The organism is Kitasatospora sp. NPDC004745, from assembly GCF_042873275.1.
Classification (GTDB): Bacteria; Actinomycetota; Actinomycetes; order Streptomycetales; family Streptomycetaceae; genus Kitasatospora.
The window spans coordinates 1-15,561 of the sequence record NZ_JBIALK010000028.1 but is presented as its reverse complement, the minus strand read 5'-3'; the positions used below and the strand labels follow the sequence as shown (position 1 = coordinate 15,561).

Annotated in this window: 12 protein-coding genes; 11 read left to right on the top strand and 1 reads right to left on the bottom strand. The window is 72.2% G+C overall.

Translation table 11 applies throughout. The annotated features are described in order from the left end of the window. Positions 1-45: 45 nt before the first annotated feature. Together ACFYUY_RS32945 and ACFYUY_RS32940 are read left to right on the top strand one after the other, a co-directional pair. Positions 46-1,404 carry an aspartate aminotransferase family protein gene (locus ACFYUY_RS32945; protein WP_360217627.1) on the top strand — a complete coding sequence of 453 codons (1,359 nt, stop codon included), beginning with the start codon at positions 46-48 and terminating at the stop codon, positions 1,402-1,404. Positions 1,405-1,475: 71 nt separating this feature from the next. Then, positions 1,476-2,675 (top strand): spermidine/putrescine ABC transporter substrate-binding protein, encoded by a 1,200-nt coding sequence (locus tag ACFYUY_RS32940; protein WP_360217624.1) that lies wholly within the window; start codon positions 1,476-1,478, stop codon positions 2,673-2,675. Between the two features lie 10 nt (positions 2,676-2,685). On the opposite strand, the gene ACFYUY_RS32935 is transcribed toward ACFYUY_RS32940, so the two are convergent. Beyond that, positions 2,686-4,338, bottom strand: coding sequence for a PucR family transcriptional regulator ligand-binding domain-containing protein (locus ACFYUY_RS32935; RefSeq protein ID WP_360217621.1), 1,653 nt, complete (start codon positions 4,336-4,338; stop codon positions 2,686-2,688). A 352-nt stretch (positions 4,339-4,690) separates the two neighbouring features. Here ACFYUY_RS32935 and ACFYUY_RS32930 point away from each other — a divergent pair, with 352 nt between their 5' ends. The 9 genes from ACFYUY_RS32930 to ACFYUY_RS32890 all read left to right on the top strand — a co-directional run bounded on the left by ACFYUY_RS32930 (position 4,691) and on the right by ACFYUY_RS32890 (position 15,214). Continuing rightward, positions 4,691-6,202 (top strand): gamma-aminobutyraldehyde dehydrogenase, encoded by a 1,512-nt coding sequence (locus tag ACFYUY_RS32930; RefSeq protein WP_387906087.1) that lies wholly within the window; start codon positions 4,691-4,693, stop codon positions 6,200-6,202. 66 nt (positions 6,203-6,268) lie between these two features. Then, a complete protein-coding gene (locus tag ACFYUY_RS32925) occupies positions 6,269-7,519 on the top strand; it encodes a spermidine/putrescine ABC transporter substrate-binding protein (RefSeq protein ID WP_360217615.1) in 1,251 nt (416 codons plus the stop codon). A gap of 39 nt (positions 7,520-7,558) precedes the next feature. Continuing rightward, positions 7,559-8,701, top strand: coding sequence for an ABC transporter ATP-binding protein (locus ACFYUY_RS32920; protein WP_360217612.1), 1,143 nt, complete (start codon positions 7,559-7,561; stop codon positions 8,699-8,701). Beyond that, entirely contained in the window at positions 8,698-9,642 is a 945-nt protein-coding gene (locus ACFYUY_RS32915; RefSeq protein WP_360217609.1) for an ABC transporter permease, read from the top strand. Before ACFYUY_RS32920 ends, ACFYUY_RS32915 begins: the two co-directional genes overlap by 4 nt. Beyond that, the gene (locus tag ACFYUY_RS32910) at positions 9,642-10,445 is read left to right on the top strand and encodes an ABC transporter permease (protein WP_360217606.1); all 804 of its coding nucleotides are present in this window, start codon (positions 9,642-9,644) and stop codon (positions 10,443-10,445) included. Before ACFYUY_RS32915 ends, ACFYUY_RS32910 begins: the two co-directional genes overlap by 1 nt. 60 nt (positions 10,446-10,505) lie before the next feature. Beyond that, complete coding sequence (locus ACFYUY_RS32905; protein WP_360217603.1) at positions 10,506-11,900, top strand: FAD-dependent oxidoreductase; 1,395 nt, start codon at positions 10,506-10,508, stop codon at positions 11,898-11,900. A 207-nt stretch (positions 11,901-12,107) separates the two neighbouring features. After that, on the top strand, positions 12,108-12,539 hold the full coding sequence (locus tag ACFYUY_RS32900) for a hypothetical protein (protein ID WP_360217600.1): 432 nt from the start codon (positions 12,108-12,110) through the stop codon (positions 12,537-12,539). 154 nt (positions 12,540-12,693) lie between these two features. Then, positions 12,694-13,458, top strand: a complete 765-nt coding sequence (locus ACFYUY_RS32895; protein WP_387906081.1) for a nucleotidyl transferase AbiEii/AbiGii toxin family protein — start codon at positions 12,694-12,696, stop codon at positions 13,456-13,458. Between the two features lie 232 nt (positions 13,459-13,690). Beyond that, entirely contained in the window at positions 13,691-15,214 is a 1,524-nt protein-coding gene (locus tag ACFYUY_RS32890) for a CoA-acylating methylmalonate-semialdehyde dehydrogenase (RefSeq protein WP_360217594.1), read from the top strand. The last annotated feature ends 347 nt before the right edge of the window (positions 15,215-15,561 follow it).

Below are 15,561 nucleotides of genomic sequence, written 5' to 3'. Positions count from 1 at the left end.
AGATGAAACTGCATTTCGCGGGCGGGACTCCCTAGCCTTACCGGCATGAGCATCCCCACCGCTGACTCAGCCGCCGGCCAGGCAGTCAAGGCCGCCGACCGCGCGCACGTCTTCCACTCGTGGTCCGCCCAGGCGCTGATCGACCCCCTCGCGGTGGCCGGCGCCGAGGGCTCGTACTTCTGGGACTACGACGGGAACCGCTACCTCGACTTCTCGTCCCAGCTGGTCAACACCAACATCGGCCACCAGCACCCGAAGGTGGTCGCGGCCATCCAGGAGCAGGCGGCGAAGCTCTGCACCATCGCCCCCGGCTTCGCCGTCGAGTCGCGCAGCGAGGCCGCCCGGCTGATCGCCGAGCGCACCCCCGGCGACCTCGACAAGATCTTCTTCACCAACGGCGGCGCCGAGGCCGTCGAGAACGCCGTCCGGCTCGCCCGGTTGCACACCGGCCGGCAGAAGGTGATGTCCGCCTACCGCTCGTACCACGGCGCCACCGCCAACGCGATCGCCCTCACCGGCGACCCGCGCCGCTGGGCCAACGAGACCGGCGTCTCCGGCACGGTGCACTTCTGGGGCCCGTACGCCTACCGCTCCAACTTCCACGCCGAGAACGAGGCGCAGGAGTGCGAGCGCGCGCTGCAGCACCTCGAGCAGGTGGTCGCGTTCGAGGGGCCCGGCACCGTCGCGGCGATCATCCTGGAGACCGTGGTCGGCACCGCCGGCATCCTGATCCCGCCGGCCGGCTACCTGGCCGGGGTGCGGGAGATCTGCGACCGCCACGGCATCGTGTTCATCCTCGACGAGGTGATGGCCGGCTTCGGCCGCACCGGTGAGTGGTTCGCCGCCGACCACTGGGGCGTCGTGCCCGACCTGCTGACCTTCGCCAAGGGCGTCAACTCCGGCTACGTCCCGCTCGGCGGCGTGGCGATCAACGCCGAGATCGCCGCCACCTTCGCCGAGCGGCCGTTCCCCGGCGGACTCACCTACTCCGGCCACCCGCTGGCCTGCGCCTCCGCCGTCGCCACCATCAACGCCATGGCGGAGGAGGGCATCGTCGAGAACGCCAAGCACATCGGCGAGACCGTGCTCGGCCCCGGCCTGCGCGAGCTGGCCGAGCGGCACCCCTCGATCGGCGAGGTCCGCGGCCTCGGCGTGTTCTGGGCGCTCGACCTGGTGCGGAACCGCGAGACCCGCGAGCCGCTGGTCCCGTACAACGCCGCCGGCGCCGCCAACGCGCCGATGGCCGAGCTGGCCGCCGCCTGCAAGCAGCGCGGGCTCTGGCCGTTCGTCAACATGAACCGCTTCCACGTCGTCCCGCCGTGCACCGTCACCGAGGAGGAGGCCAAGACCGGCCTCGCGGTGCTCGACGAGGTGCTGTCGCTCACCGACGCGCACACTGTCTGACGTACCGTTCGGACGGCCCCGGGTGTGTTGCCTGCGCCCGGGGCCGTCCCATGCTCCGGAGGCCTCCACCCATGCCCAGCACCACCACCCCGATCCGCCCCCGTGCCCCCCGCCCGTTGCGCCGCCGTTCGGTGCTCGGCGGGGCCGCGCTGCTCGGCGCGGGCACGCTCACCGGCTGCGGCATCCCGTCCGCGTACGTCGCCGAGGACCGCCGCTCGGCCCCGGACCGCTCGGACCGCGAGAAGCGGCTCACCTTCTCCAACTGGACGCAGTACATCGACACCGACGAGCAGGGCGGTCGCCCGACGCTGGACGGCTTCGCCGAGAAGACCGGCATCGAGGTCACCTACACCGAGGACATCAACGACAACGACGAGTTCTTCGGCAAGATCAGCCCGGTGCTCACCCAGGGCGCCGACCCCGGCCGGGACCTGATGGTGATCAGCGACTGGATGGCCGGGCGGTACGTCTCGCTGGGCTGGGTGCAGGCCATGGACCGGGACAACCTGCCGAACGTCACCGCCAACCTGGACCCGCAGCTCGCGAACCCGGCCTTCGACCCCGGGCGCCGGCGCAGCGTGCCGTGGCAGTCCGGGATCACCGGCATCGCCTACAACCGCAAGGCGCTCGGCCGGGAGATCAGGTCCACCGCCGACCTGTGGGCGCCCGACCTCAAGGGCCGGGTCACGCTGTTCGCCGGGCTCGACGAGGCGCTCGGACTGCTGATGCTCGCCCAGGGCGCCGACATCGCCGCGTTCACCGACGACGACGCGAACAAGGCGATGGACCTGGTGCAGAAGATGGTCGACACCGGCCACGTCCGCCGCTTCACCGGCAACGACTACACCAGCGACCTCGCCTCCGGCGCGGCGCTCGCCTGCCAGGCCTACTCCGGCGACGCCGTCCAGCTCACCGCAGAGAACCCGGACATCGAGTTCGTGGTCCCGGAGGAGGGCGGCGAGCTGTGGGCGGAGAGCCTGATGATCCCCAACCGGGCCACCCACAAGCGCAACGCAGAGGCGCTGATCGACTACTACTACCAGCCGGAGGTGGCCGCCGAGCTCGCCGCGTTCGTCCAGTACATCTGCCCGGTGCCGGCCGCCCGCGAGGTGCTGGCGGCCAGCGGCGACAAGGAGAAGGCCGAGATCGCCGAGAACCCGCTGGTCTTCCCGACCGACGAGATGCGCGCCCGGCTGCGCACCATGCGCGACGTCGGCTCGGCCGAGCGGCCCGGGCTGCACAAGGTCTGGGGGCGCATCACCGGGGTGTGAGCCCCGGGCCTCAGCGGCGGACGGCGTCCAGGGCGAGCAGCGCCACGTGCAAGGAGAGGCAGGACTCCACCTGGTCGAGGTCGACGCCGAGGATCCGCTCGACCTTGTGCAGGCGGTCGTAGAAGGACGGCCGGGACAGGTGCGCGGCGTCGGCCGCCGCGGACTTGTTCCGGCCCTGCTCCAGGTAGATCCGCAGCATCTGCACCAACTGGCCGTTGTGCTCGGCGTCGTGGGCCAGCAGCGGGCCCAGCTCGCGCTCCACGTAGGTCTGCAGCCGGGCGTCGTCGCGCAGCAGGTGGAGCAGGCCGCGCAGCCGCACGTCCGGCAGCCGGTAGTAGGAGGCGGTCCGGCCGCCGGGCGCGTCGTGCAGGGCCGCCTCGGAGACCTGGGTGGCCTCCAGCAGGGTGCGGCGGGCGTCCCGGACGGAGCCGACCGAGGAGCCCACCGCGACCACCGGGTCCGGAGCGGCGGCGCCCTCCCGCCCGGCCTCCGCCGACATCCGGCGCAGCGTCGCCGAGAAGGCGTCCAGCGCGGCGTGCTCGTCCTGCTGGGTGCCGAGCGCGATCAGCACGCCGACGCCCTCGTCGTCCAGCGCGCCCACCAGTGCCGGGAGCCGGCAGGCCCGCACCGCGCCGGCGGCCAGCTCGGTGAAGTCGCGCAGCCGGGCCTGCGCCTCCAGCGCGGCCGGGATCGGCCCGCGCCGCTGGCGCAGCACCACCCCCACCAGCCGCCGGCCCTCCAACGGGACGCCGAGGGCCTGGGCGCGCAGGGCGACCTCGGAGACGGTCAGCGAGTGGGTGAGGATGCCGGACAGCAGGGTGCGGTGGGTCTGCCGCTCCAGGCTCTCCCGGTCGCGCACCACCAGGCGGTTGAGCGCCAGCGCGGAGGCCCCGCGCTCCAGCAGCATGCTGTGCGGGTGCGCCGCGCCCTCCGGAAGCGCGCCCGGCTCCTGCACCAGCACCAGCCGCCCCCAGTCCTGGCCGCGGGCGCCGACGGTGGTCACCAGCCAGCCGCTGCGCGGGTCGTGGCCGGTGCGGCCGGGCGGGCGGACCCCGCGGGAGCGGCGCTCCCAGTCCTCCAGCAGCTCGTTCTCCGGGCGGCCGGCGCTCTCGTGGGCGAGCACCTGGTGCGCCAGGTTCTCCAGCACGACGGGCGCGCCCGCCATCCGGGCCACCTGGCGGATCACCTCGGGCGGCTCGGCGCCCTCCACGACCAGCTCGTTGAACACCTGGTGGACGGCCTCGGAGGCGCGCAGCTGGTCCAGCTGGGCGTTGACCACCAGTGCGTGCACGGCCTCGGTCACGGCGACGAAGCGCAGCTCGCGGCGGAGCGTGACCAGCGGCAGACCGCGCTGCTCGGCGGCGTGCACCAGGGCGCGGGGGAGCGAGTCGAAGTAGCGCCGGCCGAACTCGACGACCAGGCCGGCCACCCCCACCTCGTCCAGCTCGCGGACGTAGCGGGCCAGCCCCTCGCGGTCCTCGGGCAGGGCGATCCCGGTGGTGAGCACCAGCTCGCCGCCGCGGAGCATCCCGGCGACGTCGGGCAGCTCGCTCACGTGCACCCAGCGGACCGGCCGCTCCAGGTGGTCGGCGCCGGCCACGACCTGGGGGAGGCCGCGCCGCATCACCTCCAGGTCGAGCACGCGGGCGACGGTGGGGAGCATCGCGGGCCTCCAGGGCCGTGGGGGACCAGAGTGTCAGGTAAATCATCCATCGCGGCGACGACCTGTCGCCCTCCGTGCACCCTTGCACCCTGTAAGGCCCTTCGGGTCGAGGTTGTCGCAGTGACCCTTGTCACGCCGGTGCGGCAACGGGCATGGTCAGCGGACGGCCGTGGCGAGAAACAGTCACCACGCCGGAATCCGTCGCGTTAACCGGACAGCAACAGTGGAATCCCTTGTCGGGTCGACAGGGCTGCCAGGATCGCGCAACCCGGTGGTCGACGAGCGGATCCCCCCACCGCGGAGGCGCGATTCCGCCGCCCGCCGTCGAACCACCGGCACTTGGAGGAACCAGATGGACCTGACGGACTTCGGCCCGGGCGCGCAGTACGTCGCGGGCCGCCTGATCCAGGGGGGTGGCGAGCCCTTCCAGGTCGTCAACCCCGCGGACGGCACCGTGGTCGAGCAGGTCGCGCTGGCCGACACCGCGGACGTCGACGCGGCCGTCGCCGCCGCGCGGGCGGCGCTGCCCGGCTGGTCCTCCGCCACCCCCGGCGCCCGGTCCGAGGCGCTGACCCGGCTCGCCGCCGTCCTGACCGACGCCTGCGCGGACCTCGCCCGGGTGGAGACCGCGCAGACCGGCAAGCCGGTCAAGCTGGCCACCGAGTTCGACGTCCCCGGCACGATCGACAACACCGCGTTCTTCGCCGGGGCCGCCCGCAACCTGGAGGGCAAGGCGGCCGGCGAGTACTCCGGCGACCACACCTCCTACGTGCGGCGCGAGGCGATCGGCGTGGTCGGCTCGATCTCGCCGTGGAACTACCCGCTGCAGATGGCCGCCTGGAAGATCCTGCCGGCGATCGCCGCGGGCAACACCATCGTGCTCAAGCCGGCCGAGCTGACCCCGCTGACCTCGCTGATGTTCGCCAGGGCCTGCACCGCGGCGGGCATCCCGGACGGCGTGGTCAACGTCGTCACCGGCGCCGGCCGCACGGCGGGCGAGCACCTGGTCGCGCACCCGGACGTCGCGATGGTCTCCTTCACCGGCTCCACCCCGGTCGGCAAGCGGGTCGCCGAGCTCGCCACCGCGGGCGTCAAGCGCACCCACCTGGAGCTCGGCGGCAAGGCCCCCTTCGTGGTCTTCGACGACGCCGACCTCGACGCCGCCGTGCACGGCGCCGTCGCCGCCTCGCTGATCAACGGCGGCCAGGACTGCACCGCCGCCACCCGGGCGTACGTCCAGCGGCCGCTGTACGACGCCTTCGTGGCCGGGGTGGCCGAGCTGTACGCCGCGATCCGGGTCGGCGACCCGCTCGACCCGCGCACCGACCTCGGCCCGCTGGTCTCGTACACCCACCGGGACCGGGTGGCCGGCTTCGTCGAGCGGGCCCGCTCCTACGCCACCGTCGTCACCGGCGGGCGCGCGCCGGAGAAGGGCCACGACGGCAGCGACCTCACCCGCGGCGCCTACTACCTGCCGACCCTGGTCACCGGGGCCGCCCAGGACAGCGAGGTGGTGCAGGGCGAGGTCTTCGGCCCGGTGCTGGTGGTCCTGCCGTTCGACTCCGACGACGAGGGCCTGCGGCTGGCCAACGACACCCCGTACGGCCTGGCCGCCTCCGCCTGGACGAGCAACGTGCACCGCTCGCTGCGCGCCACCCGGGAGATCGCGGCCGGGTGCGTCTGGGTCAACGACCACATCCCGATCATCAGCGAGATGCCGCACGGCGGCTACAAGGCCTCCGGCTACGGCAAGGACATGTCCCAGTACTCGCTGGACGAGTACACCCAGGTCAAGCACGTCATGTTCGACACCACCGCGGTCGCCCGCAAGGACTGGCACCGCACCGTCTTCGGAGACAGATAACCCCTGCCAGGGGCGCCTCCCCCCGGGCGCCCCGATCCGACCTCTTACCCCCAGGAGGCCCGTTCCATGGCGTTCAACGAGCTCACCGACGGTCTGCCCGAACCGGTCCGCAGGGCCTGGGAGCGCAGTCTCACCAGCGGCCGGGCGGCGATCGGCCGCCGAGCCCTGCTGCGGGCCGCCGCGCTGACCGCGGGCGCGGGCACGCTGGCCGCCTGCGGCATCCCGGCGGCCAAGACCTCCGGCGGCGACTCGGCGGCGGGCGCCGCGAAGGACCTCTCGGAGACCGAGAAGGAGGTGAACTTCTCCAACTGGCCGCTCTACGTCGACACCGACGAGAAGGACAAGGAGAAGCACGGCACCCTGGACGCCTTCACCGCGGCCACCGGCATCAAGGTGAAGTACAACGAGGACGTCAACGACAACGTCGAGTTCTTCGGCAAGATCAAGCCGCAGCTCGCGGCCGGCCAGGACACCGGCCGCGACCTGATGGTGCTGACCGACTGGATGGCGGCCCGGCTGATCCGGCTCGGCTGGGTGCAGAAGCTCGACCAGGCGAACGTCACCACGGCGATCACCACCATCGACTCCCGCTTCCGCGCCCCGGACTGGGACCCGGGCCGGCTCTACTCCTACCCGTGGGCCGGGATCCAGGTCGTGGTGGCCTACAACCGGAAGGCCACCAAGGGCAAGGAGGTCGCCAGCGTCTCCCAGCTGCTGGACGACCCGGACCTCAAGGGCCGGGTGACCTTCCTCTCCGAGATGCGCGACAGCATCGGGATGGTCCTGCTGGACATGGGCAAGGACCCGGCGAAGTTCACCGCCGACGACTACGACGCCGCGATCGCACGGCTGCAGAAGGCCGTGGACAGCAAGCAGATCCGCCGCTTCACCGGCAACGACTACGGCCAGGAGCTCTCCTCCGGGGACATCGCGGCCTGCGTCGCCTGGGGCGGTGACCTGATCCAGCTGCGCGCGGACAACCCGGACATCGAGTTCGTGATCCCGGAGAAGGGCTACGTCTCCTCGACGGACAACATGCTGGTCCCGGCCAGGGCGCAGCACAAGGCGAACGCGGAGAAGCTGATCGACTTCTACTATCAGCCGAAGATCGCGGCGCAGCTGGTCGCGGGCATCGGCTTCGTCTCCGCCGTCACCGGGATGAAGGACGAGCTCGCCACGCTCGCCCCGGACATCGCGGCCAACCCGCTGGTCGTACCCACCCCCGAGATGGCGGCCAAGGCGCACGTGTTCCGCACCCTCACCGAGACCGAGGAGAGCGACTTCGAGGAGAAGTTCTCCAAGCTCATCGGCGCCTGACCCCCGCTCACGGCAGAGACAAACCAGGAAGACACCCCCATGACAGACCAGCAGCGCGCCGCGGCCGCCGGCGGCGACGTCCGGCTCACCGGCATAGGCAAGACCTACGGCTCCTTCACCGCCGTCCACCCGCTCGACCTCACCGTCCCCCAGGGCTCCTTCTTCGCCCTCCTCGGCGCCTCCGGCTGCGGCAAGACCACCACCCTGCGCATGATCGCCGGGCTGGAGGAGCCCACCAGCGGCACCGTCCTGATCGGCGGCCAGGACGTCACCGCCCTGCCCCCGTACAAGCGGCCGGTGAACACCGTCTTCCAGAGCTACGCGCTCTTCCCGCACCTGGACATCTTCGAGAACGTCGCCTTCGGCCTGCGCCGGCGCGGGAAGAAGGAGGTCAGGAAGCAGGTCGACGACATGCTGGAGCTGGTCGAACTCGGCCAGTACGCCCGGCGCAAGCCGCACCAGCTCTCCGGCGGCCAGCAGCAGCGCGTCGCCGTCGCCCGCGCCCTGATCAACCACCCCCAGGTGCTGCTCCTCGACGAGCCGCTCGGCGCGCTCGACCTCAAGCTCCGCCGCCAGATGCAGCTGGAGCTCAAGCGGATCCAGACCGAGGTCGGCATCACCTTCGTGCACGTCACCCACGACCAGGAGGAGGCCATGACCATGGCCGACACCATCGCGGTGATGAACGGCGGCCGGGTCGAGCAGCTGGGCGCCCCCGCCGAGCTGTACGAGAACCCCGCCACCACCTTCGTGGCCAACTTCCTCGGCCAGTCGAACCTGCTGCCCGCCGAGGTCACCGGCACCGACGGCGGCGACCTGCTGCTCACCGCGGCCGGCGCCCGCCTCGCCGTCCCGAAGGCGCGCTGCGCCACCGACGCCCGGAAGGTCCACCTGGGCGTCCGCCCGGAGAAGATCACCATCGTGCACGCCTCCGCCGAGGTCGCCGACGGGCGCAACCGGCTCGCCGGCACCGTCCTCGACTCCAGCTTCATCGGCGTCTCCACCCAGTACGTGGTGCGCACCGACGGCGGCCAGGAGGTCACCGTCTTCGAGCAGAACATGGAGCGCGACGCCCGGATCGTCCCCGGCGCCGACGTCCTGCTGCACTGGAACCCGGCGCACTCCTTCGCCCTGGACGCCTCCCAGGCGATCGACGCGGGCACCGCGGAGGAGGCCGCATGACCACCACCACCGCGGCCGCACCGCCGCAGGCCGTGCCCCCGGACGGCGGCGCGCCCGCCCCGGCGGCCCCCGGGGCCAGGCGCCGGCTCACCCCCTACTGGCTGCTGCTGCCCGGCATCGCCTGGCTGGTCGTCTTCTTCGCCGTCCCGATGGTCTACCAGGCGTCCACCTCGCTGCAGACCGGCTCGCTCGAGCAGGGCTTCAAGGTCACCTGGCACCTCGCCACCTACTGGGACGCCCTGGTCGAGTACAAGTGGCACTTCGTCCGCTCGTTCTCCTACGCGGCCATCGCCACCGTGCTCTGCCTGGCCGTCGGCTACCCGCTCGCCTACACGATCGCCTTCAAGGCGAGCAAGCGCTGGCGCAACGTCATCCTGATCCTGGTGATCGCGCCCTTCTTCACCAGCTTCCTGATCCGCACGCTGGCCTGGAAGACCATCCTGTCCGACGGCGGTCCGGTGGTCGGCGCGCTCAACACCCTGCACGTCCTGGACGTGACCAACGCGATCGGCCTCACCTCCGGCGACCGGGTGCTCGCCACGCCGCTCGCCGTGGTCTGCGGTCTGACCTACAACTTCCTGCCGTTCATGATCCTGCCGCTGTACACCTCGCTGGAGCGGATCGACCCCCGCCTGCACGAGGCGGCCGGCGACCTCTACGCCCGGCCGTTCACCACCTTCCGCAAGGTCACCTTCCCGATCTCGCTCCCGGGCGTCGTCGCCGGCACCCTGCTCACCTTCATCCCGGCCTCCGGCGACTACATCAACGCCCAGCTGCTGGGCTCGCCGAGCGAGCAGATGGTCGGCAACGGCATCCAGAAGCAGTTCCTGAACGTACTCGACTACCCCACGGCCGCCGCGCTGAGCTTCATCCTGATGGCCCTGATCCTGGGCATGGTGACGGTCTACATGCGCAAGGCCGGGACGGAGGAACTGGTCTGATGTCCCGGATCGTCAAGTGGGTCCGTGCCCACCTGGTGGTGCTGGCGGGCCTGCTGGCCCTCGCCTACCTCGTGCTGCCCAACCTGGTCGTGCTGGCCTTCTCGTTCAACAAGCCGGTCGGCAAGTTCAACTACGAGTGGAACGAGTTCTCCACCGACGCGTGGACCAACCCCTGCGGCGTGGCCGACATGTGCCAGTCGCTCTCGCTCAGCCTGCAGATCGCGGTGCTCGCCACCATCGGCGCCACCGTCCTCGGCACCATGGTCGCCTTCGCACTGGCCCGCCACCGCTTCCGCGGCCGCTCCGCCACCACCGCGATGATCTTCCTGCCGATGGCCATGCCCGAGGTGGTCATGGCCGCCTCGCTGGGCACGCTCTTCCTCAACATGCGCATCCCGTTCGGCTTCACCACCATCCTCATCGCGCACATCATGTTCTGCCTCAGCTTCGTGGTGACGGCCGTCAAGGCGCGCGTGATGAGCATGGACCCGAGGCTCGAACAGGCCGCCCAGGACCTCTACGCCACCCCCGTCCAGACCTTCCTGCGGGTCACCCTGCCGCTCGCCGCCCCCGGCATCGCCGCCGGAGCGCTGCTCAGCTTCGCGCTCTCCTTCGACGACTTCATCATCACCCAGTTCAACTCGGGCCCGACCACGGTCACCTTCCCGATGTTCGTCTGGGGCGCGTCGCAACGCGGCATCCCGGTGCAGGTCAACGTCATCGGCACCGCGATGTTCGCCGCCGCCGTGGCGCTGACCGTCGCCGGCCAGTGGCTCGGCAACCGCCGGAAGGCCACCGCCTGACGTACCGTCGGCCGTGGCCGAACACATCGTCGCCCAAGTACAGAAAGTGGCTGATAATGCATGGACTCCGCCCGCGCGCTCAGTGACGCCAGGCCCACCCCCTTCTGGCTGGAGGACCCGGGCCGGCCGGCGGCACTGCCCGCCCTGGTCGGCGACACCACCTGCGACCTGCTGGTCGTCGGCGGCGGCTACTCCGGCCTCTGGACCGCCCTCATCGCCAAGGAACGCGACCCCTCGCTGGACGTCGTGCTGGTCGAGGGCAACGAGGTCGGGTGGGCCGCGTCCGGGCGCAACGGCGGGTTCTGCGCCGCCAGCCTCACCCACGGCTTCGGCAACGGCCTGCAGCGCTGGCCCGCCGAACTCGCCCAGCTGGAACGCCTCGGTGCCGCCAACCTGGACGGCATCGAGGCCACCCTCAAGCGCTACGGCATCGACGCCGAATGGGAGCGCACCGGCGAGATCGACGTCGCCACCCAGCCCCACCAGCTGGAGGAGCTCCACGAGATCGCCGAGGCCGTGACCCGCTACGGCTTCGAGCTCACCGTCCTGGACGCCGACGCGCTGCGCGCCGAGGTGAACTCGCCGACCTTCCTCGGCGGCCTCTGGGACAAGGAGGGCGTGGCCATGGTCCACCCCGCCAAGCTCGCCTGGGGCCTCAAGGAGGCCTGCCTCGGCCAGGGCGTGCGGATCTTCGAGCACACCCGGGCCACCGACCTGCGGGAGTACGGCAGCGGCACCGCCGTCCGCACCCCGTACGGGCGGGTCTTCGCCCGCCGCGTGGCGCTCGGCACCAACGTCTTCCCGTCCCTGGTCAAGCGCGTCCGCCCGTACGTCGTCCCGGTGTACGACTACGCGCTGATGACCGAGCCGCTGAACGACGAGCAGCTCGCCGCGATCGGCTGGCGCGGCCGGCAGGGGCTCGGCGACAGCGCCAACAAGTTCCACTACTTCCGGCTCTCCGCCGACAACCGGATCCTCTGGGGAGGCTACGACGCGGTCTACCACTACGGCGGCCACGTCCGGCACGAGTACGACCAGCGGCCGGAGACCTTCCGGACCCTCGCCACCCACTTCTTCCGCTGCTTCCCGCAGCTGGAGGGGCTGCGCTTCACCAACGCCTGGGGCGGGGCCATCGACACCTGCAGCCGCTTCTCCGCCTTCTTCGACACCGCCTACCGGGGCAAGGTCGCCTACGCGGCCGGCTACACCGGGCTCGGCGTCGGCGCGACCCGCTTCGGCGCCGAGGTGATGCTCGACCTGCTCTCCGGGGAGCGCACCGAGCGCACCTCGCTGGACATGGTCCGCAGCAAGCCGATGCCCTTCCCGCCCGAGCCGGTCCGCTGGGCCGGGATCGAGATCACCACCCGGTCGCTGGAGCGCGCCGACCGCAACGGCGGCCACCGCAACCTCTGGCTGCGCACGCTCGACCGGCTGGGGCTCGGCTTCGACAGCTGAGCCGGCGGCCGCGACCGCTGAGCCGCGATCGCTGAGCCGCGACCGCTGAGCCGCGACCGCTGAGCCGACCGCCGGCCCGGGCGGGTAGATCCGGGGTGCCGGATACGTGTAAGAGAGACCCGCCGTCCGCCTCTCCCTGGTGGACGGCGGGTCTCGTTCCCCCGCCGCGCCCTGACCACCGACGAGCGGCAAGAAGCGGGGACAGACATGGAGAGCACCGGACTGCACTGGCTCGCCCAGGCCACACCGGACCCGGCGGCGTTCCGGGCGCAGTGGGAACGCACCGGACTGGGACTGATGCTGTTGCCGGCCGGCCGCCGCTGGGACGTCCTCGCCGTCCCCGGACGACTCGGGCACCCCGCCCTGGACATCCTGAACACCGGCTCCTGCGGCCCGGTCCTCGCCGACTTCGCGGACGAGCACGTCAGCTTCCTGGTGCCGGTCGGCACCGCCGCCCGCTGGGTCGGTACCGGAGTGCGGGGTGCGGGGGAGGGCACCTGGGTCGTCGTCCCGCACCCCGGGCGCAGCGGCGGCGGCGTCCGCTGGCTGGTCCCGCCGGACGGGTCCGGTCGGCTCAACGACCCGGTGCTGCTGGAGCTGGCGCTGCACGAGGCCGCGGCCGGGCTCAGCGACCGGTGACCCCGCCGCCCCGGCACCGGGGCCCGGGACGGCGGGGCGGTGGATGGCAGGTGGCTCCGGCGGCAGGTGGCTCCGGCGGTGAGTGCTCCCGCGGTGGGGCGCTCCCGCGGCCGACGGTGGCGCGCGACCCGGGCGATCGCGGCAGACTGGAGGCGTGACCACTGCGCCGGACACCGTCGACGCGCCCCTGCGACCGGGCGCGGCCCAGCTGCGCCTCGCCGCGCCCGCCGCCCCCGTCTGCGACCGGTACGGGCTGGCCCTGGCCGGCGGGCACGCGCTGCGCGCCCACGGCGTCGCGGCCTGCCCGCAGGACGGGCTCACCCTGGTCACCGGCGACGCCGACCTCCCGGAGGTGGCGGCCGCGCTGGCCGAGGCGTACCGCGCGGCCGGTGGCGGGGTCGTCGAACGGCCGGGCACGCCGCGCCTGGAGCAGCTGACCGTGCGGCTCGCGCTCGGCGGGCGGTCGCACTCGGTGGAGCTGCGCAAGGAGCCGCTCGGCCACCGGCCGGTCCGGCTCGAGCTCTCCGCGCCGCCGACCGGCGAGCCGTCCGTGCTGCTGCCCGTCGTCGCCCTGGAGGACGCGGCCGCGCTGGCCACGGCCCTGCTGGTCGACCGGGGCATGCCACGCGACCTGGTCGACGTGCACGCCCTCACCGCCTGCTACCGGGAGGGCGAGCTCCTCGCCCTCGCCGGGGAACTCGACGCGGACCTGCAGCCCGCCGTGCTCGCCGACCGGCTGGAGACGCTGGCCGAGGCGGCGGACGGCCGGTTCCGGGCCCGGGGCGTCGCACCGGGGGCGGTGGACGGGCTGAAGCGGTGGGCGCTGGCCTGGGCGCAGGACCTGCGGCTCGACCTGCTGGAGACCCAGGAGGCCGCCGACGGCCTGCACGACCCGTACCTGGAGGACGGCGAAGCCTGAGCCGTCCGGGGGTGGACCCGCACGCACTCACCCGTCCGGCCGAGCGACCGGACGACCTGTAAGGCTGAATCCGCGATCCCCGTCAGCCTGTTCGTTGAGGCCTGGCACGACGGCGACCAGACTGGGGAGAAGAGCGCGGTAGCCCCGTGAACCCGTCGCCCGGCCCACTCGCGGGCGGCGCCAGACAGGACCGGCGGCAGGACGCCGCCCGGGACTTCGGAGGCAGACGGACTTGAGCAAGCACATCATTCACTGGATCGACGGCGAGCCGGTCGCCACCGCCGGCGCGGCGCCCCGCCGCGGCGACCTCTTCGACCCGGCCACCGGCCAGGTCTCCGGCCAGGTCGACTTCGCCGGCATCGCCGAGGTCGACCAGGCGGTGGCCGCCGCGGCCGCGGCCTTCGCCGACTGGCGCACCGCCTCGGTCGCCAGGCGCAGCACGGTGCTCTTCGCCTTCCGCGAGCTGCTGAACGCCCGCCGCGACGAGCTGGCCGCGATCATCGTGTCCGAGCACGGCAAGGTGCACTCCGACGCGCTGGGCGAGATCGCCCGCGGCCTGGAGGTCGTCGAGTACGCCTGCGGCATCCCGCAGCTCCTCAAGGGCGGCTTCACCGAGCAGGCGTCCACCGGCATCGACGTCTACTCGATCCGCCAGCCGCTCGGCCCGGTCGCGGTCATCTCGCCGTTCAACTTCCCGGCCATGGTGCCGATGTGGTTCTTCCCGATCGCCATCGCGGCCGGCAACACCGTCGTGCTCAAGCCCTCGGAGAAGGACCCGTCCGCCGCGAACTTCCTCGCCGGGCTGTGGAAGGAGGCCGGTCTGCCGGACGGCGTCTTCAACGTCGTGCACGGCGACAAGACCGCCGTGGACCGCCTGCTGGAGCACCCGGACATCAAGTCCGTCAGCTTCGTCGGCTCCACCCCGATCGCGCGCTACGTCTACGAGACCGGCACCCGCTACGGCAAGCGCGTGCAGGCCCTGGGCGGCGCCAAGAACCACATGCTGGTCCTGCCGGACGCCGACCTGGACCTCGCGGCCGACGCCGCCGTCAACGCCGGCTTCGGCGCGGCGGGCGAGCGCTGCATGGCCGTGTCCGTCCTGGTCGCGGTCGACCCGATCGGCGACGAGCTGGTCGACAAGATCAAGCAGCGCGTCGCCACCCTGAAGGTCGGCCCGGGCTGCAACGGCGACTCCGAGATGGGGCCGCTGGTCACCGGCCAGCACCGCGACAAGGTCACCTCCTACGTCGAGTCCGGCCTCGCCGACGGCGCCGAGCTCGCCGTCGACGGCCGCAAGCACCCGATCACCGCCGAGGACGCCAACGGCGCCCCGACCTCGGACGGCTTCTGGCTCGGCCCCACCCTGTTCGACCACGTGAAGCCGGGCATGTCCGTCTACAACGACGAGATCTTCGGCCCGATCCTCTCGGTCGTGCGGGTCTCCTCCTACGAGGAGGGCCTGGCGCTGATCAACAGCAACCCCTACGGCAACGGCACCGCCCTCTTCACCAACGACGGCGGCGCCGCGCGGCGCTTCCAGTTCGAGGTGGAGGTCGGGATGGTCGGCATCAACGTGCCGATCCCCGTCCCCGTCGCCTACTACTCCTTCGGCGGCTGGAAGGCCTCGCTGTTCGGCGACGCCCACGCGTACGGCCCGGACGGCGTCCAGTTCTTCACCCGCGGCAAGGCCGTCACCCAGCGCTGGCTGGACCCCTCGCACGGCGGCATCAACCTCGGTTTCCCCACCAACAGCTGAGCCCCCGCCCCGCGATCGAGCCGGCCGGACCCCTCTCCCCGGGGCCCGGCCGGCTCTTTGCGCGACGTTTGCATCCGGCCCCGAAGACGCGTAGAGTTCTTCGAGTTGCCTGGCAGGGAGCACCGGACACGCATCGGCGCGGACGGTCCCGGGGCAGCCAATCCTCCGAAACACCACTTCCCGGCTCGGGCTGGGTCGCGCTTTGTCGCGGCTCGGTGCGTATTCGGCGTGCTCGTTTTATTGGATTGCGGCCGGATTCGCTTTTCGGAGCGGGGATCGGCTAGAGTTTGAAACGTCGGACGGGGCGTCAAACCCCGGAAGACACCGGCGAGTTGGATGACGAAGCC